Annotated in this window: 19 protein-coding genes; 10 read left to right on the top strand and 9 right to left on the bottom strand. The window is 71.4% G+C overall.

What is annotated here, in order from left to right; translation table 11 throughout:
• From ACPFP2_RS11090 to ACPFP2_RS11070, 5 genes are all read left to right on the top strand, one after another.
• Positions 1 to 897 (top strand): non-reducing end alpha-L-arabinofuranosidase family hydrolase (locus ACPFP2_RS11090; RefSeq protein ID WP_424088631.1); only part of this gene is annotated, 897 nt, incomplete at its 5' end.
• A 307-nt stretch (positions 898 to 1,204) separates the two neighbouring features.
• Entirely contained in the window at positions 1,205 to 2,920 is a 1,716-nt protein-coding gene (locus tag ACPFP2_RS11085; RefSeq protein ID WP_424088629.1) for a cellulose binding domain-containing protein, read from the top strand.
• Positions 2,921 to 3,317: 397 nt separating this feature from the next.
• Positions 3,318 to 4,451, top strand: coding sequence for a sensor histidine kinase (locus tag ACPFP2_RS11080; protein ID WP_424088627.1), 1,134 nt, complete (start codon positions 3,318 to 3,320; stop codon positions 4,449 to 4,451).
• Positions 4,448 to 5,155 carry a LuxR C-terminal-related transcriptional regulator gene (locus ACPFP2_RS11075; RefSeq protein ID WP_424088625.1) on the top strand — a complete coding sequence of 236 codons (708 nt, stop codon included), beginning with the start codon at positions 4,448 to 4,450 and terminating at the stop codon, positions 5,153 to 5,155. Before ACPFP2_RS11080 ends, ACPFP2_RS11075 begins: the two co-directional genes overlap by 4 nt.
• A 370-nt stretch (positions 5,156 to 5,525) precedes the next feature.
• On the top strand, positions 5,526 to 5,723 hold the full coding sequence (locus ACPFP2_RS11070) for a hypothetical protein (RefSeq protein WP_424088623.1): 198 nt from the start codon (positions 5,526 to 5,528) through the stop codon (positions 5,721 to 5,723).
• A gap of 42 nt (positions 5,724 to 5,765) precedes the next feature.
• Here the strand turns inward: ACPFP2_RS11070 and ACPFP2_RS11065 are convergent, their stop codons facing one another.
• The 3 genes from ACPFP2_RS11065 to ACPFP2_RS11055 all read right to left on the bottom strand — a co-directional run bounded on the left by ACPFP2_RS11065 (position 5,766) and on the right by ACPFP2_RS11055 (position 7,387).
• A complete protein-coding gene (locus ACPFP2_RS11065; RefSeq protein WP_424088621.1) occupies positions 5,766 to 6,809 on the bottom strand; it encodes a fatty acid desaturase family protein in 1,044 nt (347 codons plus the stop codon).
• A gap of 34 nt (positions 6,810 to 6,843) precedes the next feature.
• Positions 6,844 to 6,993 (bottom strand): hypothetical protein, encoded by a 150-nt coding sequence (locus ACPFP2_RS11060; RefSeq protein ID WP_424088619.1) that lies wholly within the window; start codon positions 6,991 to 6,993, stop codon positions 6,844 to 6,846.
• Between the two features lie 220 nt (positions 6,994 to 7,213).
• Positions 7,214 to 7,387, bottom strand: coding sequence for a hypothetical protein (locus ACPFP2_RS11055; protein ID WP_424088617.1), 174 nt, complete (start codon positions 7,385 to 7,387; stop codon positions 7,214 to 7,216).
• 1,187 nt (positions 7,388 to 8,574) lie between these two features.
• On the opposite strand from ACPFP2_RS11055, the gene ACPFP2_RS11050 reads away from it, so the two are divergent.
• Positions 8,575 to 9,321: a hypothetical protein gene (locus tag ACPFP2_RS11050; RefSeq protein ID WP_424088615.1), complete on the top strand. Its 747-nt coding sequence runs from the start codon at positions 8,575 to 8,577 to the stop codon at positions 9,319 to 9,321.
• 61 nt (positions 9,322 to 9,382) lie between these two features.
• Here ACPFP2_RS11050 and ACPFP2_RS11045 read toward each other — a convergent pair whose 3' ends face one another.
• Positions 9,383 to 11,494, bottom strand: a complete 2,112-nt coding sequence (locus ACPFP2_RS11045; protein WP_424088613.1) for a cellulase family glycosylhydrolase — start codon at positions 11,492 to 11,494, stop codon at positions 9,383 to 9,385.
• Between the two features lie 269 nt (positions 11,495 to 11,763).
• On the opposite strand from ACPFP2_RS11045, the gene ACPFP2_RS11040 reads away from it, so the two are divergent.
• Positions 11,764 to 12,516, top strand: coding sequence for an FkbM family methyltransferase (locus ACPFP2_RS11040; protein WP_424088645.1), 753 nt, complete (start codon positions 11,764 to 11,766; stop codon positions 12,514 to 12,516).
• A gap of 37 nt (positions 12,517 to 12,553) precedes the next feature.
• Here the strand turns inward: ACPFP2_RS11040 and ACPFP2_RS11035 are convergent, their stop codons facing one another.
• From ACPFP2_RS11035 to ACPFP2_RS11015, 5 genes are all read right to left on the bottom strand, one after another.
• Positions 12,554 to 13,570, bottom strand: coding sequence for a phosphotransferase (locus tag ACPFP2_RS11035; protein ID WP_424088611.1), 1,017 nt, complete (start codon positions 13,568 to 13,570; stop codon positions 12,554 to 12,556).
• Positions 13,571 to 13,614: 44 nt separating this feature from the next.
• On the bottom strand, positions 13,615 to 13,950 hold the full coding sequence (locus ACPFP2_RS11030; RefSeq protein WP_091300237.1) for a YnfA family protein: 336 nt from the start codon (positions 13,948 to 13,950) through the stop codon (positions 13,615 to 13,617).
• A 287-nt stretch (positions 13,951 to 14,237) separates the two neighbouring features.
• Entirely contained in the window at positions 14,238 to 14,672 is a 435-nt protein-coding gene (locus tag ACPFP2_RS11025; protein WP_424088609.1) for a MerR family transcriptional regulator, read from the bottom strand.
• Complete coding sequence (locus ACPFP2_RS11020; RefSeq protein ID WP_424088607.1) at positions 14,669 to 14,998, bottom strand: hypothetical protein; 330 nt, start codon at positions 14,996 to 14,998, stop codon at positions 14,669 to 14,671. The genes ACPFP2_RS11025 and ACPFP2_RS11020 overlap by 4 nt, the downstream gene beginning before the upstream one ends.
• Before the next feature lie 93 nt (positions 14,999 to 15,091).
• On the bottom strand, positions 15,092 to 15,361 hold the full coding sequence (locus ACPFP2_RS11015; RefSeq protein ID WP_424088605.1) for a GlsB/YeaQ/YmgE family stress response membrane protein: 270 nt from the start codon (positions 15,359 to 15,361) through the stop codon (positions 15,092 to 15,094).
• Positions 15,362 to 15,524: 163 nt separating this feature from the next.
• On the opposite strand from ACPFP2_RS11015, the gene ACPFP2_RS11010 reads away from it, so the two are divergent.
• From ACPFP2_RS11010 to ACPFP2_RS11000, 3 genes are all read left to right on the top strand, one after another.
• The gene (locus tag ACPFP2_RS11010) at positions 15,525 to 15,935 is read left to right on the top strand and encodes an STAS domain-containing protein (protein ID WP_424088603.1); all 411 of its coding nucleotides are present in this window, start codon (positions 15,525 to 15,527) and stop codon (positions 15,933 to 15,935) included.
• Between the two features lie 117 nt (positions 15,936 to 16,052).
• Positions 16,053 to 16,658, top strand: a complete 606-nt coding sequence (locus ACPFP2_RS11005; protein ID WP_424088601.1) for an STAS domain-containing protein — start codon at positions 16,053 to 16,055, stop codon at positions 16,656 to 16,658.
• Between the two features lie 163 nt (positions 16,659 to 16,821).
• Complete coding sequence (locus tag ACPFP2_RS11000) at positions 16,822 to 17,250, top strand: ATP-binding protein (protein WP_424088599.1); 429 nt, start codon at positions 16,822 to 16,824, stop codon at positions 17,248 to 17,250.
• Positions 17,251 to 17,252: the final 2 nt, after the last annotated feature.

The following is a 17,252-nucleotide window of genomic DNA, read 5'->3' as shown; positions in this document are numbered from 1 at the left end:
CCGTCGACGTACCGCTGGTCGTCGACGGGGCCGCTGGCGCAGCCGAAGTCGGGGTGGGTCTCGCTCAAGGACTTCACCCACGCCCCCTACAACGGCCGGCATCTCGTCTACGCCACGACGCACGACACGGGCACGAGGTGGGGCTCGATGAACTTCGGCCTCTTCACGAACTGGTCCGACATGGCCTCGGCCAGCCAGAACACGATGCCTTTCTCCGCCGTCGCACCGACCCTCTTCTACTTCGCCCCGAAGAACATCTGGGTGCTCGCCTACCAGTGGGGCGGGACCGCCTTCTCCTACCGGACGTCGAGCGACCCCAGCAATGTGAACAGTTGGTCGTCGCAGCAGACGCTGTTCACCGGAAGCATCTCCAACTCCGGCACCGGCCCCATCGACCAGGCACTCATCGGTGACGACACGAACATGTACCTGTTCTTCGCCGGCGACAACGGCCGCATCTACCGGGCCACCATGCCCATCGGCAACTTCCCGGGCAACTTCGGCTCGTCCTACACGACCATCATGACCGACACCACGAACAACCTGTTCGAAGCCGTCCAGGTCTACAAACTCGAAGGCGAGAACCGATACCTCATGCTCGTCGAGGCCATCGGCTCGCAGGGCCGCTACTTCCGCTCCTTCACCGCCACCAACCTGGGCGGTACGTGGACCCCGCAGGCCGCCACCGAGAACAACCCCTTCGCCGGCAAGACCAACAGCAGCGCCACCTGGACCAACGACATCAGCCACGGCGAACTCATCCGCACCAACCCCGACCAGACCATGACCGTCAACGCCTGCAACCTGCAACTGCTCTACCAGGGACGCTCCCCCAACTCCGGCGGCGACTACGGCCTCCTGCCCTACCGACCGGGACTGCTCACCCTGCAACGCTGATCGCATGACCCAGGCCCGGCCCGTGCGTTCGTGACATTCGCGGGCAACGACGCACCCCGAACGGCGGGCTCGGTGCAAGCCGAGCCCGCCCCGGTCACGCAGAGAGCACAGACGCCTCGATGATCACCCGGGGCGAGGTAATGCCCGTCCTGCCGCCACCAGCAAGGGCGCGCCTGCACCAATCCCATCCGGCTGGACAGACTCACGAGCCGCCGGAGCCCCGCGTATCGTGGGAGCGCTCCCGTCTCTGTGTCGTCGCCGATGGCAGCTCGTCAACCTGCACCACTCCTGGAGGACCACAGAAGCGATGAGAAGCGTCAAGAGAACACTCAAAGTCAACGCCGCCCGGGTGTCGGTCGGTGCCGTGCTCCTGGCATCGACCGCGGTCGCCGTGGCACTGCCCGCCGATGCGGCAGCCGCCGGCTGCTCGGTGGACTACACCGTGTCGTCGCAGTGGCAGGGCGGCTTCGGCGCCAACGTCACCATCACCAATCTCGGTGATCCGCTCACGAGCTGGACGCTGACCTGGACCTACAGCGCCGGCCAGACCGTCACACAGGCATGGAACACGACGTTGACCCAGAGCGGTGCTGCGGTCACCGCCAGGAACGTCAGCTACAACGGGGCCATCGCCACCAACGGCACGACCTCGTTCGGCTTCAACGGCTCGTGGACCGGCAGCAACCCCGCTCCGACCAGCTTCGCTCTGAACGGGGTGGCCTGCACCGGCACCCCACCGCCCACCACCCCACCGCCGACCACCCCACCGCCCACCTCGCCACCCCCGACCGGGCCGGCGGACATCACGGTCAACAGCGCCACCCGGTACCAGACGATCGACGGGTTCGGTGCCGCGACCTGGATCTGGGGTAACGGAACATGGTCGACGGCCGAGACGCAGACGCTGGTCGGGCTGGGCCCCGACCAGCTGGGGCTGTCGATCGTACGTACCGGCATCTCACCGGTCTCCAGTGAGTGGTCGACCCAGGTGGCCGCCTTGAGAACGGCGAAGTCGTACGGGTCGGGGGTGAAGATCCTCGCCTCGCCGTGGACGGCGCCGGCGGCGTGGAAGACGAACAACAGCCGGATCAACGGCGGCAAGTTGAGGACCGAGTACTACGACGACTACGCGAACCACTTGAACAGCTACGTCCAGTACATGCGCAACCAGGGTGTCTCGGTCGACGTCACCTCGGTACAGAACGAGCCGGACTGGCACCCGGACTACGACTCGATGGACTGGAGCGGCACCGAGCTGCGGAATTTCGTACGTGACCACGGTGCGCGGGTGCAGAACACCAAGCTGATGGTCGCCGAGGCGGTGAACCTGAACTACAACTACACCGATCCGACCCTGAACGACTCGACCGCTCGGAACAACATCGGCTACATCGGCGGCCATTTGTACGGCACCGAGGCGGCGGGTCGGCTGCGGTCGTACCCCCTGGCCGACCAGCACAACAAGCCGGTGTGGATGACCGAATGGAACTTGCACGCGGCCGACGGCAGCGGCTCCAACATCTGGGGCAACCCCGGTAACCAGACGGTCTGGAACGAGACGCTCGACGACATCATGCGCACGGTGCACAGGTCGATGGAATCGAACTGGACCGCCTACGTCTGGTGGTACGGCAAGCGCTACTACTCCTTCATCGGCGACGGCGAGCCGGCCTACGGCACCAGCGCGGGTGCTCCGCTGAAGCGCGGGTACGCGTTCTCGCAGTACTCCAAGTTCGTCCGCCCCGGCTACCAGCGAGTCGCCCTGACGAAGAGCACCAAGGCCACACCGCTGGAGGTGACCGCCTACACCGGTGGCGGCAGGACCACGCTGGTGATCCTCAACCGCTCGACCAGCGCGGTCGACAATGCCGTGATCCAGGTGCCGCAGAACATCACCCGGGCGGAGCACTACCTCACCTCGCAGAACGCCAACGCGGCCAGCCAACCGGTCCGGGTGAACGGCGGACAGGTCACCGTCAACGTCGGCGCACGCAGCATCTCCACGGTCGTGCTCACCCCCTGAGAGGTCCTCACCGGGCTCGTCGCATCCTGGTCGGGCGCGCGGGTGCGATCGATCGATCGCACCCGCGCGCCCGACCGGCGGTGTTCGCGGACGATTCGAGCCGTCTGTCCGATGAGGACGGGCACGAGTCGTCGGGCTTGTCCTTTCCCGCAGGACGAGTGACGTCGGAGCACTAGCCATCCCTGCTGCGGCTTGCGTACCTTGGCGTTCCGCGGGCTCGCCGTGGCCCGACGACTCCGCGGACTCCGGGACCGCCGGTGCTGTCGATCACGCGGGGAGGAGCATGAACGGCTGGGGCAGGCTGTGGCGTGTCGCGGAGTTGCCGACGACCAGGGCCGGCGTCGAGCGGACGTTCTCGTACCTCATCGCGGGGGTCCGTCTGGGCACGGTCGCGCAGATGATTCCGGCGGTCAACACCGGCGTGGCGACGTCCCCGCACGCGTCCGGCTACCTCGCCTGCTGGATCGCGGCGGCCGTCGCCTCTGTCGCGGTGAGCGTGGCGACGCTCGTGCGGCGTCGCCCGCTGGGTGCGACGGCTGCCGCGGTGGACTTCGCTCTGGCCTGCGCCCTGCTGGTCCTGGGGCCGCTGGTACTCGAGGCGGGAGAGCGCTTCGGCACCTGGGTCGCGTACCAGCCGGGCTACGCTCTGTCGATCATCATCACGGCCAGCGGTGTCCGTAGCGTCGCCCTCTGGGCGGGTGGCCTCCTCGGCGTCGCCGTCTCCTACCTGGTGTATCTCGGCGGCGAGTTCGGCGGGGACATGACCCCCAGCGCCATCGGCAACGTCCTCACCTACGTGGTGTACGCGCTGGTGGCGCGCATGCTCTTCGGGTACATCCGCCGCATCGCGCACGACGCCGACGCCTCGCGGGCCCGGGCGGCGGAGCTGGCACGGCGTGAGGAGGAACGGCGTGCCCAGGTGATGATGCACAACGGCGTCGCCGTGATGCGCCTGCTCACCGAGCCGGAGACCGGGGTCCCGCGCTCCCGGCTGATGGACCTGGCCGAGGTGGAGCTCAGGCGGATGCGCACCTACCTGCGCGGCCGGGTGGCGGACGGGGACGAGTGCACCGCCGACGGGGACGGTTCCGGACCCTCGGTGGCGCTCGCTGCGATGGTCGGGCGGGCGTGCGACCGGTTCGCCGACCTGTCCGTCGACACCTTGCTCGACCTCGGCGCCGAGCTGAGGCTCCCCGCCGCGCAGGCCGAAGCGCTCGAGCGTGCGCTCGAGAGCCTGCTGCTCAACGTCCGGGTGCACGCCCGGGCGGCCGAGGTCGTGGTCCACCTCGACCAGGCAGAGGACAGGAGCTGGACGCTGACCGTACGCGACGACGGTGTCGGCTTCGACCCGGTGTCGGTGCCGGCCGGGGTCGGGCTGCGCGAGGTCGTCGTCGGCGAACTGCGGCGGCGGGGGCTCGACGTCCGGATCGAGTCGGCGGTGGGCGACGGGACGACCGTGACGATCTCGTCCGGTCCTCGATCGGCGGCCGATCATGCGGGCGGGAACGCCCGCGTCGACGAGGCGGCATGAGGCCCGCCGTCGCCGTCGTCGAGGACGCGGCGCTGATGCGTGAATCGTTCAGCCTGCTCATGCCTGGTCTGGACGTCGTCGCCGCAGTCGCGTCGGTGGAGGAGTTGACGGGCCGCCGTCCCGTGGTGGATGTCGTCCTGCTCGACCTGCACCTGGCGAACCTCGAACAGCCGGACGTCCGGCAGGGGATCGCCGCGATCCGTGCCCTGACGGGCTACGGGTACCGGGTCTGCGTCTACAGCCAGGAGGAGCGCCGCTTCGTCCTCGCGGCGTGCATCGCGGCGGGTGCGAGCGGGGCCGTCTCCAAGGCGCTGCCGACCGGCCGGGCCGAGCAGCTCTTCATCGAGGTCGCCTCCGGCGGCACCGTCATGCCGCAGTCGGTCGTCGGGATCCTCGAGGTGCTGGTCCGGCGGGACTGCATCACCCTGCTCAGCGAGCGCCAGCGTCAGGTCCTGCACGGCCGTGCCCGTGGACTGAGCTACGCCCAGGTCGCCAGGCAGCTGTTCGTCAGCGAGTCCACGCTGCGTGGCTACTGGCTCGACCTGACCCGGTCACTGTCCGAATCCCTGCGCACCCTCACCCCCGGCGAGATCGAACGCGCTCTCGGACTCGCTCCCGGAGACCTCCTGGAACTCTGGCCCGGGGAGGCGACCGACGTGCGGAACTGGTGGCGTACCGCCCGTGAACCCGACCCTGGCCCCTGAGCGTCGTCGATCGCTCGTCCAGGGCCGGCCCACCCCGGGCCGGCCAGTGGCCCGCTCTCGCGCCGACAGGCTGATGTGCCGCGACGCGGGCAGGGCAGCCGCGCGGGGCCAGGGTGTCGATCACGCAGAAGGTCCCCGACACGTCGGAGACGATCACCCAGCGGTCAGCACCGTCCGGCGGGCGGCATTGCCCGGCGACGCGTGACGACGGGCTGCGCCGGGTATGGTTCGGGGTGACGGTGTCGCCGGGCGGTCGCCCGCGATCAAGACACCCCTGATCCGGCGCCAGTGCGAGCGCCGACTCTGCCCTCGCGCGGCCGGCACATGGCCGCGACCCCGTGTACTCCTCTGTCAGGAACAGGAATGCGGCATGACATCACACGACAAGGACCGACCGGCGTTGTTCCTCACCCCGCCGGCCACCGACGGGCTCGACGGCCAGGCCGTGGCCTTCGACGGCAGTGAGGAAGCGATGCGGCGGCTACGCCATCCGTTCGCGGTGAACCCGGTCGGCCAGAAGCAGCGGCCCGCGTCGTCGGCGGGCGACAACTCGGAGCAGCGCAACTGACCCTTGCGGGCGCCTCTGGGCGAATCTGCGCGTCTGATGGCGTCAGCGAACGGCGGCGTCCGTCTGCGGTTCACGGGATCCGACCTCGTGCAAGTGGCGTAGCGCCTCTGCCCAGGAACGGCTCAGGGTGGTCTCGTGGTAGTCGATGTCGTGCTCCGCGCAGAACCGCCGGATCAATGGCCGGGCGCGGCGCAGGTTGGGGCACGGCATGCTCGGGAACAGGTGATGTTCGATCTGGTAGTTCAGGCCGCCGAGCACGGTGTCGACGAGCAGCCCGCCGCGCACGTTTCGCGAGGTGAGCACCTGCCGCCGCAGGTAGTCGAGGTTGTCCTCGGGGCCGAGGATCGGCATGCCCTTGTGGTTGGGGGCGAAGGAGCAGCCGAGGTAGAGGCCGAGCACCCCCTGGTTGACGAGGAGGAACGCGATCGCCTGCGCGGGACTCAGGACCAGGAGCACGGCGGCGAGGTAGCCGCCCAGGTGCAGGGCCAGCAGTCCGGCTTCGACGGGTCGGCGCGCGACGCGGCGCGGACCGAGCAGGGCCCGCACGCTGTTGACGTGCAGGTGCAGGCCTTCCAGCAGGAGCAGCGGGAAGAAGAGGTACGCCTGGTGGCGGGCGACCAGCGCGCCGAGGCCACGCCGTCGGCTGGCCTGCTCGGTGGTGAAGGACAGGGGCGCCACGGTGATGTCGGGGTCCTTGCCTTCGGTGTTCGGGTGGGCGTGGTGCCGGTTGTGCTTGTCCACCCACCAGCCGTAGCTGATCCCGGTCAACAGGTTGCCGTGCACGATGCCGATCAGGTCGTTCACCCGGCGCGAGCGGGCTATCTGCCGGTGCCCCGCGTCGTGGCCGAGGAATCCGGCCTGCGCGAAGGCCACCGCGAGGGCCACCGCGACGCCCAACTGCCACCACGACTCGCCCAACCGGAAGAACAGGGCCCACAGCGCGGCGAAGGCACCGACGACGAGACCGATGCGCATTGCGTAGTAGCCTCGCCGCCGCTCGAGTAGACCCGCTGCGCGGACCTGCCGGGACAGCTCGGCGTAGTCGCTGCCCCGCTGGCGGTCGGCGTCAATGCTGGTGTCGCTCATGATGGCTCCCGCTGGTCCTGGTCCGCCGGCTGCCTCAGCGGCGTCGACCCGACCAACCGGTCAGGCGGGCCATGAGCTGCTGAAGTTTCTGCTGCGTGCCCGGCTCGGCCGCCTGACGGCGGCCACGTCGCATCAGGTCACGTCCCCGTGGGCTGTTGAGCAGGCCCTTGATCCGTTCACTCATCGAACCCGACGTCACGGCGCACTCCCCCCTGGCCGGCGGATCGCCGGCCGACTCTCGTGCCTCGTCACCGTCAGTCTCACCCCATCGCCGAGCCGGCCGGGGCGGATTGGTGGATCCGGGCCGAGGGGTGCCGAAGATCGACACGGCGGAGTGGGCCCTCGCGTACGCGGACAGCGTCCCCGCGGTGGTGTCCGCCGCGATCGGCCCGAGCAGAGCGGCCTCACGGGGAGGGCGTGTCGGCGAGATCGGCCGGATCGAGATGCAGGGTGGCGAGCAGCCCGGCGTGCTCATCGGGATTCACCCGTTCCGGTAGTTCGCGCTCGACCCAGTCGGCCCTGACCTGCTGGCCGCGCTCGCGAAGAACGGTGACGATGCGGTGCCTGGCGATCCTCACGGATGCTCCCTTGTGAAGCCGTCCGCAACGGTCACGCTCACGGACGGCGGTGTGGACGCGCTGGTCGGATGCCATCACCGGCAGGGATGCCCGGCGGACCTGGACGTGCCGTGGCCGGCCGGTCCTGCGGCCGGTACGTGATCGACGGTCACCAGTACGACGAACTGTCGCGACGGGCATGACGACCGGTCGGCGCCTCTGGCGGGGCTGGTGACGACGGCCCCCGGCGGTCACCGGGGACCCGGGCGACATGCCCACCGTACGCCCCGGGTCGCCGGTCCGCACCCGCGCCGGGAGCCGCTGCTCGTACGGCGGCGGCGTACGCTGGCGGTGCCGCCCGGGACCCCGGTGGCTGACGGTCCGCCACCGGCGGACGCGCCCCACCTATCGGGGCCAGCGCATCAGTCACCCCCGCCCATCCATCGGCCAGGTCACCGACGCTCGGTCGCGCCCTGACCAGCCCCTCCCCCGCACCGGTAACGCCGGGCCGCGACAGTCCGTCGCAGGTCCGTACTCACCCGACGCCCGCGCCGGTCACGCCGGCAGCCGGGCCCATCGGGCCCCATCGGAAGGCGGCGGTTCGTGATGACCGCACCCCGGAACAGGCACGTCCGACTCACCGCCCGCAACGGTCACGACGGCCCCGTTCGGCTGGCGCTGCTGCTGGCCGCCGTCATCGGGGTCCTGCTCGTCGCCCTCCCCGGCACCGCCCGGATCGTGCAGCTGAGGATGCGTGGCCGCCGGCCCGGGCGGAGGGCGGCCGGGACGCCCGCGCCCGGTCCGACCTGCCGATCGACGACCGGCGTCGGCCAGGCCCCACCGCCGCCTCACCGGGAAGGCTGAGCCATGTCGGTCACCCGGCAACACGGGCCGAGCGGTGGGGACCGGGCCGGTGTGCCAATGAGATCCAGCACGAATCGTGACAAGAATCAGGGCGATCGACCGATAGGGATCACTGCTCGGGACCATGCCCGTCACTGTTCCTACTCGGTTTGCGCTGCTTACTACCCTGTCTCTTGATCGCGTGCCAACGCACTCCTCCACAGCGACAAGGGCTACAGATGAGCGAGAGTTACCCTCCGTACGGAGGTCAGCCGGATCCGAATGCGGCCTGGGGCCCCCCGCCCGGCTCGCCGGTCGGTCAGCCGGGCTACGGCCAGCAGCCTCAGGGCTACCCGGGCCAGCCGGTGACCGCACCGCCGTACGGTGCGCCGGTCCCGCCACCGCAGAAGTCCAAGAAGGGTCTCTTCATCGGGCTGGGCATCGGCGCGGTCGTGCTGTTGCTCCTCATCACCTGCGGCGGCATCATCGGTTTCGTCGCCCTCGGCGACGACGAGGACGATCCGGCACCCGGCCCGTCGACCTCCGTCGCCGCGCCCGACCCCACCGCCGCGTCGCCCTCGGTCGCGCCGCAGCCGGGTGAGCCGGCACCGGACAACAACAACGCGGTGACCGCGCAGAGCTCCAGCGACATGTCGGCGGTCTGCGACGGCAGCCCGATCCTGAACGCCGCGCCGTACACCAGCCCGAAGGGCGCGAAGGTGCTCACCTTCTCGAACTCCCCGGACCGGCCGTCGTCCTGGCGCAGCGAGTCGTTCGGCTACGGCGAGCCGTACTACGCCAGGTCGACCGAGTGGGAGAAGGTGCCGGTCATCGGCTGCCTGACCTACGTGGAAGGCAGCGAGGGGCCGGGCCGCAAGTGCGACTACAAGGACAGCTCGCAGAAGACGGTCACCATCGACTACGTCTCGTCGCGGTACACGCTGACCTTCCACAACGCCAAGACCGGCGAGAAGGTCGGCGACGGCGGCACGATCAACGCCCCGGCCACGCGGTGCCCGAGCTTCATCGCCTACAACCGGACGACGATGAAGGCGTTCGCCAGCCCGGACGACGGCGCGCTGGAACTGGCCCTGGCCAAGTTCACGGGCTGAACGGACCGTTCGTCCACGACCGTGGGTGCCGGGTGGGGCCGGCACCCACGGTCGACCGGTGTCAGCCGGCGACGCCGGTGACGGTGCTGCCCGAGCGGGTGACCCGGTAGGTCACCTGCTCGCCGCTCCAGAAGTGGAACGTCAGGGTCACCTGCCTGCCGTCGGTGACCTCGGCGAAGAAGTCGGACGTCAGGTTGATCACGTTGGTGCCGTAGTTCGGGGCGAACGCCCGGTCGAATTCCTTGTACGAGGTCCAGTTGTGCGGGCCGGCGTTGCTGCCGTCGGCGTACTTCGCCTCCATGGTGGCGAGCTGGTCGCCCCGGAACGCGGTGGGGATGGCGAAGGCGCTGGTCGTCCCGGTGGCGTTCTGCAGGACCGGCCGGTCGTAGGTGAGCACGTTGATCCGCCACGGCACGCCCGTCGAGAACCGCGCGTGCAGCGTCGCGTTGACCCCGTACGCACGGGCGCCGGTCAGTCGGGTCAGCGCCGACGCGGTGAGCGTGAGCTGGTCGCCCGAGACGGTGTAGTCGGTGCCGCGTACCAGGTCGGTGGTGCCCTGGCGGAGGCCGACGAAGGACGTGCCGTTGAGGTTCAACGTGAGGCTCTTGCTGCTGATCGGGCTGGACTTCGCGTTGAACACCAGGTCCGAGGACGCGGTGCCGGAGCGGGTCGTCCAGCTCGACTTGATCTGCGCGAACAGTTCCGGGTCCTTCCAGACGAAGCTGGTCCGGTCGAAGTGCTGGCCGTTGTCCCAGAGCATGGTGGTGATCTGCCGGGTGCGCGCGTACCAGCCGAGGAACTCGAAGAACTTCAGCTTCTCGCCCTGCTCGATGGTGCCGGTGTGCCGGTCGAAGCCGAGCAGGCCGTACTCGCCGATGATGACCGGGATGCGCTTGGCGACGAAGCTGTTGTACACCCGGTCGAACGAGTCGGTCAGGTCCTTCTGCACGGCGGCGTCGAAGCGGGTGCCGCCGGCGACGTTCACGCTGAACGGCCAGTAGCCGTAGAAGTGCACGGTGGCGATCAGGTTCGGGTCGTTCAAGGTCTGGAACGTGGCCGCCAGTTCGTCGACCCGGGCCTGCTCGGACGACGTGTGCAGGGTGGGCAGCACGAGCAGGCGGGTGGCGTTGTTGCCGCCGGAGGCGCGCACGATCCGGTGGAAGGACGTGTTCAGCTCGTTGAGCAGGGTGGCGTTCTGGGCGTCGCCGGAGCTGCCGGTGAACTGCGGCTCGTTGACGCTCTCGAACACCAGCTTCGGCGAGGAGTTGCGGAACGCGCTGGACAGCTGGGTCCAGACCGCGTTGTACCGGTTCAGCACGTTCGTACGGTCGGTGGGCATCGTGTTGATCCACTGCCACGAGTCGTGGTGAATGTTGATCATCACGTAGAAGCCGTCGGCGAGGGCCCAGTCGACCACCTCCTTGACCCGGTTGAGGTAGGCCGCCTCGATGGTGTGGTTCGGCGCCCCGCCCAGGTGCGCCGACCAGGTCACCGGGATGCGGATGCTCTTGAAGCCCTGCGCCCTGACGTTGTCGAGCAGCGCCTCGGTGATCCGGGGGTTGCCCCAGGCGGTCTCGTCGGCGCCGACGGCGTCGAGGGAGTTGCCGAGGTTCCAGCCGGGCTGCATCGCGGCGACCGCCGCCATCGCGTCGGTGGCCGGCGGCGGCGTGGTCGGCGGCGGGCTGCTGGGCGGCGGACTGCTGGGCGGCGGGCTGCTCGGCGGCGGCGTGGTGCCGACGGAGCCGGTGCAGGTGACGCCGTTGAGCGCGAACGTCGTGGGCGCGGTGTTGGCGCCGGACCAGGAGCCGTTGAAGCCGAACGACGTGGTGGCGTTCGTGCCGAGGTTGCCGTTGTAGCTGACGTTGGCGGCGGTGACCTGGTCACCCGAGGAGGTGATGGTGGCGTTCCACGCCTGGGTGACCCGCTGCCCGGAGGGGAAGGTCCAGGTCAGCCGCCAGCCGTTGAGCGGGTCGCCGAGGTTGGTCACGGCGACGTCCGCGCCGAAACCGCCCGGCCACTGGCTGGTGGTGGTGTACGTGACCTTGCAGCCCACCGCCGCCTGGGCGCTGCCGGCGACCGTCATGCCGAGGCCCACCAGCAGCGTCGTGATGCCCGCCGCGGCCAGACCCAGCCGCCATCGTGTTCTTCGCAGGGTGCCGTGCAGACCGGACATGACTCTCCTCAGGGACGGTGGTGGTGCGCGGGGTGGCGGGTGGCCGTGGTGCCGTACGGGACACCCAGGTCGATCCGAGGTTAAGTTTGGATTCCAAACTTTGTCAATCGGTAGCGACCTATGCGAGGGGCGGCCGGCCGACCCTCGACGACCCCCCGATCACGGACGGGAGATCACCTGGAACCGGGCATCCTCCCCACCGTGCGGGCTAGGGTCGTGACGTGGGCGCTCGTGCCGGCGTGATCCGGGCTCTCCAGGCCGATCCGGCGATGTCGTCCCTGTGCCGATCCCTGGAGTCGTACTACGGCGACCCGGACCGGGAGGCGGCGATGGACGCGCTCTACGCGCCCTTCGTCCGGCCCGGCGACCTCGTCCTCGACATCGGCGCGCACGTGGGCGACCGCGTCGGCAGCTTCCGCCGGCTCGGGGCCCGGGTCGTGGCGGTGGAGCCGCAACCGCTCTGCCTGCGGGCCCTGCGCGCCATCCACGGCGACGACGACGGCGTCACCCTGGTCGAGGCGGCGTGCGGTGGCCGGACCGGACACGTCCGGCTGCACGTCAACTCCGCCAACCCCACCGTCTCCACCGCCTCCGCCGATTTCCTCCGTGCCGCCGACGGCGCCGACGGCTGGCAGGACGAGTCCTGGGACGCGGAGCTGACCGTCGCCGCCACCACCCTCGACGCGCTGGTCGACGCGTACGGCGAACCGGCCTTCGTGAAGGTCGACGTCGAGGGCTTCGAGGACGACGTGCTGGCCGGGCTGAGCCGCCCACCGGCCGCGCTCTCCTTCGAGTTCACCACGATCGGACGCCCGGTGGCACGACGCTGCCTCGACCGGGTGCGGGCACTCGGCTTCGACCGGTACAACCTCGCCCTCGGTGACGAGATGACGCTGGCACTCCCGGCCTGGACGACCGCCGGCGAGGTGGCGGCGCACCTGCTCGCGCTGCCGCACGAGACGAACTCCGGCGACGTCTACTGCCTGTCCCGCCCGCTGCGCACCGGACCGGGCCCCCGATGACGGGACGCCCGGCGGCCGGCCACCGCGCCGGGCGCGGTCAGTCCGGGCCGGAGGCGAGAGCGCCGGCGAGGTGGCGCAGCGCCGCGGCCGGGTCCTCCCCGTCACCGTGCGGCGCCCGCAGCTCGGCGGCGTAGCTCGCGATGTCCGCGAGCCGCCACCACGACGGATAGAGCGCGAGAGCCGCCGGATCGACGGTCCGCCCGGTGGCCCGGCTCCAGCGCGCGAGCAGGTCGTCACCGTCGTCGGCCGGCTCCGCGCCGAGCATCCGGGCGAAGGCGGGGGTCACCATCCACAGGTCACGTTCCGGCGGGGCGAGGAGCACGGTGTCCCAGTCGACGAGCCGGAGCCCGGCCGGAGTGCGCAGGACGTTGCCCGGGTGCGGCTCGCCGTGGGTGACCACCCAGTCCGACGCCGTCCGGCGTACCCGCTCGACCCGCCGGTCGAAGTCGGCGAGCAGCCGCCCGACGTGCCCCGCGTGCGCGGCGAGGAGCATGCGGGCCCGCTCGGCGTACGGCCCGCCGGTCCACTCCCGGTCGAGGTCCCGCAGCGCCTCGTGCAGCCGCTCCCGGTCGGGCAGCACCAGGTCGGCACGGCCGGCGACGCCCGCCACGACCGGCGTGAGCCGGTGCAGCCGGGCCAGCAGGTCGACGACGTCGGCCCGGTCCTCCGGCCGGTGCGGGCCGAACGGCCCGGCGCTCCCGTCGACCAGCGGGAACACCGACAGGGCGTACCGCGCGGTGAGCCGCCGGAGCACCGCGCCACCGAGGTCCGGGGTCGGCGCGACGACGGCGTCGAGACCGGCGTGGCGGTGCAGGGCCAGCGCGGTGCCGTACGCCCGGGTGAGGCGGGCGAAGGCGGCGTCGGAGTCGGCGGGACGCACACCCAGGTCGTCGACCGTGAGGAACCAGGCCGTCCCGGCCCGGTCCACCACCGACCAGTGGTGACTGCCCGCCCCCACCGGCCGGAACTCGACCGCCCGCGCCTCGACCGCCCAGCCCTCGGCCAGCGCCCCGGTCAGCTCGGCCTCCGTCAGACCCACCGGTCGGTCCCTCATGCGGCGGGATTGTGCCCGGTCCCCGCGCCTCGGTCAGGTGGGTTTCAGGCGTCGCGCGGGGCGTACATGATGACGGCGACGCCGAGCAGGCAGATCGCCGCGCCGGCCAGGTCCCACCGGTCGGGGCGGAACCCGTCCACCAGCACGCCCCAGGCGAGCGAACCGGCGACGAACACCCCTCCGTAGGCGGCGAGGATGCGGCCGAAGTTCGGATCCGGCTGGAAGGTGGCGACGAAGCCGTACGCGCCGAGGGCGATCACCCCGGCGGCGATCCACCACAGGCCCCGGTTCTCGCGCCAGCCCTGCCAGACCAGCCAGGCCCCGCCGATCTCGGCGAGCGCGGCGAGGGCGAACAGCAGCAGCGAACGGAGGACGGTCACCCTCCGGACCGTACCCCGGTCGTCCGGTCGCCCCCGCACGCGCAGCCGGCCCCGCACGCGCAGCCACGCCGGTGCGGGCGGCGGGCCCACCACCAGGCGGCGACGGCCGCGACGGCGAGGGCGACCGCGAGGCCGGGCAGCGCCCGGCCGAGGGCGGCCCAGCCGAGGGCGGCCCAGCCGGCGCCGCCGAGGACCCCGCGACCAGCAGCAGAGATACGACGCAGCAGGCCGCGCAGGCGAGGCTCGCCAGGCCGGTCAGCCCGGGCGGCAGGGTACGGCGGGCGAGGTCAACGAGGCTCGTCATCGGTGTCTACGGTCGGCACGAAGGGGATGGGGCAGCAGGAGTTGCCGGCGCAGGCCACCAGGTCGTCGCAGCCCGCCTCGACGGCCGCCCGCAGGGTGGCGGCGACGACGGTCAGGTCCGCGATGCGGCGCTCGACCTCGACGAGTTTCGCCTCCGCGCGGGCCCGCAGCCCGGCCGGCACGGCGGGACGGTGCCGGTCGGTGCGCAGCAGGTCGGCGACCTCGTCGAGGCGGAAGCCCAGCCGCTGGGCGGCCTTGATGACGCGCAGCACGGTGATCGTCGAGGCCGGGTAGAGCCGGTGCCCGCCCAGCGTGCGGTCGGGCTCGGCGAGCAGGCCGCGACGCTCGTAGTAGCGCAGCGTCTGCCGGTTCACCCCGGCCGCCGCGGCGACCTGGCTGCTGCGCAGCCCCCCGCTCACCGGCCGATCCTCGCGGCGGCCCGGGCGGCCAGGGCGTCGAGCACCGCCACCTGCGCGGCCGGGACCTGCACCCGCACCTCGACGTGGTCCACCGCCGGCACCAGCGTGAAGGTGAAGAACCCGCAGCACCCGGACTCCCGGGCGGTCAGGTCACGGACGCTCTCCTCGGCCGCCGGGTCGAACGTCCAGCGGAGCCGGGTCGGGTCCGGCCGCTCCTGCCGGCGCAGGGCGGTGGCGAACAGCTCGTCGAACTCGGCCACCCGCAGCGGCCGTTCGGGGGTGGGCAGGGTGCACGACACGGGCACCCAGTCCTGCTCGTCGCTCATGGTGTCGACGGTAGGCCGGTACCCGGGTACCGGATGCAAGCGGCGGACACGCCGCCGGCCCGTCCCGGGCGGGACGGGCCGGCGGGGACGATGTCAGTGGCGGCGGCGACCGTACGCGCCGGCGGCCAGCCAGACGCCGACCGCGGCGAAGACCACCTGGATGAGCAGCTCGATCCAGTCGACGCCGGCGGTGTCGTCGACACCGAGGGCGGCGGCGACCAGGGTCCCGAGGAGGGCGGCGACCACACCGATGACCAGGGTCAACCAGATCGGGATGTGCTGCTTGCCGGGCACCACCAGTCGACCCAGCGCGCCGATGATCAGGCCGATGATGATGGCGGTGAGGATGCCGGTCACTTCCACGGGAGCCGTCCTTCCGATCGTTGTCGTCGCCCCCTCCCTGCCCACCGGCGCACGCCGTCGAAACCGCGACGCCGAATTGTCACGCAACTGTCATGGATCCGCGCGGTGGCCGCCAACCTGGCCCGCGACGGTAGGGGTCGACCGGGAGAAGGGGGTACCGACCATGGCTTCGCCACAGCCGTCCGCCGGGTGCACCGTCCCCCTGGTCGAGATCTGCCTCACCGAGTTCGACCTGGCCTGCCTGCCGGAGACCGGCGCGGTCTTCGACCGCCTGCTGGCTCTGCACCCCGGCCAGATCGTGGTGGACCTGTCCGGGTGCCGGCACATCGACGCCGCCGCCATCGGTCTGCTGCTGGACACCCACCGGCGGATGGTCCGCGCCGGAGCCGTCCTCACCCTGCGTGATCCGAATCCCCGGATCCGACGCATCCTGGCGACCGCCCACCTGGACCGGGTCCTGCCCGTCGTCGACGCCCCGTCGGCCGGTACGACCACCGGCGCGGTGGAGGAGGAGGAGGCGGTGCGGCCCGGTCCGGCCGCCCGGGGCAGAGCGGCGGTCCCCGCCCGGCAGTGACCACGACCGCCCGTACGGCAGCACCCGAACCGCCCACCGGGCGCCGGACCACGACCTCCGGCTCCCGTCGACGGACGCCCGCCACCTCGACCGGCGTGGCGTAGGAAGGACAGCAGGATGACCGTCGTCCCGCACGACCACCTGATGACGCTGATCTGCGACAGCTGCGGCGACACCGTCACCGGCCCCACCTGCGTGCTCCCCGACGCCGAGGTCGTCTGGACCCTGGTGTCCGAGCACGGCTGGAGCGGCTCCCCGTTCGCCGTCGGCCCGCACCGCTGCCCCCACTGCAGCCTGCTCCCGTCCTCCGGCGGCGGGCACGTCCCCTGCGAGGGCCACGGCCCCGGCGGCATCCTGGGCATCGACCACCTGGACGACACGACGGTCGTCGCCGCCACCGGCGACATCGACCTCGACACCGGCGACACCCTGCGCATCGCCCTGCGGCACGCCGCCGACATGGGTGGCCACGTGGTGGTCGACCTCACCGACGTGCACGTCATCGACTCCACCGGTCTCGGCCTGCTCGTCCGGGCCCACCGCGAGGCCCGCGACCGTGGTGCCACGCTCTGCCTCGTCGGGCCGTCCCGGTTCGTCCGCACCGTCCTGCACACCATGCGGCTGGACCCGGTCTTCCCGATCTACGACAGCCGGGAGGAGGCCCTGGCCCGGCTGACGCCCGACCGGCCGCTCGCGGCGGCCACCCGGGCCACCGGCTCCTGAGCGTCGGCCCGCGCTCCGTCCGCACCCCCCGCGGCGGGCCGACGCTCAGGGTTCAGGGTGCGCAGCCGCCCGCCCGCCGGTGCGTACGGACCGATACCCGACATCACACCCGCCCCCCTCCGGAGGTCGCTTAGGAAGCGGCTACGGAGGGTAAGGCGAGATCATGGGACAGCTGCGCACCTCTCCGCCCCCACCGCAGGCCACCGAGCTGCGGCGCTGGCAGCTGGCCGATCCGGCCGACCTGCGCGAGCTGCGCGCGTCCCTGCACGAGGCCCTGACGGGCGAGGAACTGCCCGCCGGGAGCCAACTGGACGAGGTCCCCGAACTCATCGCCCTGGTCGCCAGCGAGCTGGCCACCAACGCCCTGCGGCACGGCATCCCGCCCACGATCGTGCGGCTGCTGGTCGCCGACGACCGGTTCATCCTGGACGTGGCCGACCACGACCTGAGCAGCATCCCGGAGCTGGCCGACACCCGGCCGATGGGCGCCGGTGGGCGCGGCCTCCAGATCGCCCAGGCCGTCTCCCTGGACGTCGGCTGGTACGCCACCGAGACCACCAAGAACATCTGGGCGTCGTTCCCCCGGCGCTGAGA

The organism is Micromonospora citrea, assembly GCF_049629545.1.
GTDB lineage: Bacteria > Actinomycetota > Actinomycetes > Mycobacteriales > Micromonosporaceae > Micromonospora > Micromonospora citrea_A.
The sequence above is the reverse complement of the archived record's forward strand: the minus strand, read 5'-3'. Positions and strand labels throughout refer to the sequence as shown.

Coding starts and splice junctions, on each gene's coding strand:
- ACPFP2_RS11080 (WP_424088627.1), top strand. CDS start 3,318: ATGATTCCGGCGGTCAACACCGGCGTGGCGACGTCCCCGCACGCGTCC.
- ACPFP2_RS11000 (WP_424088599.1), top strand. CDS start 16,822: ATGGGACAGCTGCGCACCTCTCCGCCCCCACCGCAGGCCACCGAGCTG.
- ACPFP2_RS11075 (WP_424088625.1), top strand. CDS start 4,448: ATGAGGCCCGCCGTCGCCGTCGTCGAGGACGCGGCGCTGATGCGTGAA.
- ACPFP2_RS11035 (WP_424088611.1), bottom strand. CDS start 13,570: ATGAGGGACCGACCGGTGGGTCTGACGGAGGCCGAGCTGACCGGGGCG.
- ACPFP2_RS11070 (WP_424088623.1), top strand. CDS start 5,526: ATGACATCACACGACAAGGACCGACCGGCGTTGTTCCTCACCCCGCCG.
- ACPFP2_RS11085 (WP_424088629.1), top strand. CDS start 1,205: ATGAGAAGCGTCAAGAGAACACTCAAAGTCAACGCCGCCCGGGTGTCG.
- ACPFP2_RS11020 (WP_424088607.1), bottom strand. CDS start 14,998: ATGAGCGACGAGCAGGACTGGGTGCCCGTGTCGTGCACCCTGCCCACC.
- ACPFP2_RS11010 (WP_424088603.1), top strand. CDS start 15,525: ATGGCTTCGCCACAGCCGTCCGCCGGGTGCACCGTCCCCCTGGTCGAG.
- ACPFP2_RS11045 (WP_424088613.1), bottom strand. CDS start 11,494: ATGTCCGGTCTGCACGGCACCCTGCGAAGAACACGATGGCGGCTGGGT.
- ACPFP2_RS11060 (WP_424088619.1), bottom strand. CDS start 6,993: ATGAGTGAACGGATCAAGGGCCTGCTCAACAGCCCACGGGGACGTGAC.
- ACPFP2_RS11040 (WP_424088645.1), top strand. CDS start 11,764: ATGTCGTCCCTGTGCCGATCCCTGGAGTCGTACTACGGCGACCCGGAC.
- ACPFP2_RS11065 (WP_424088621.1), bottom strand. CDS start 6,809: ATGAGCGACACCAGCATTGACGCCGACCGCCAGCGGGGCAGCGACTAC.
- ACPFP2_RS11005 (WP_424088601.1), top strand. CDS start 16,053: ATGACCGTCGTCCCGCACGACCACCTGATGACGCTGATCTGCGACAGC.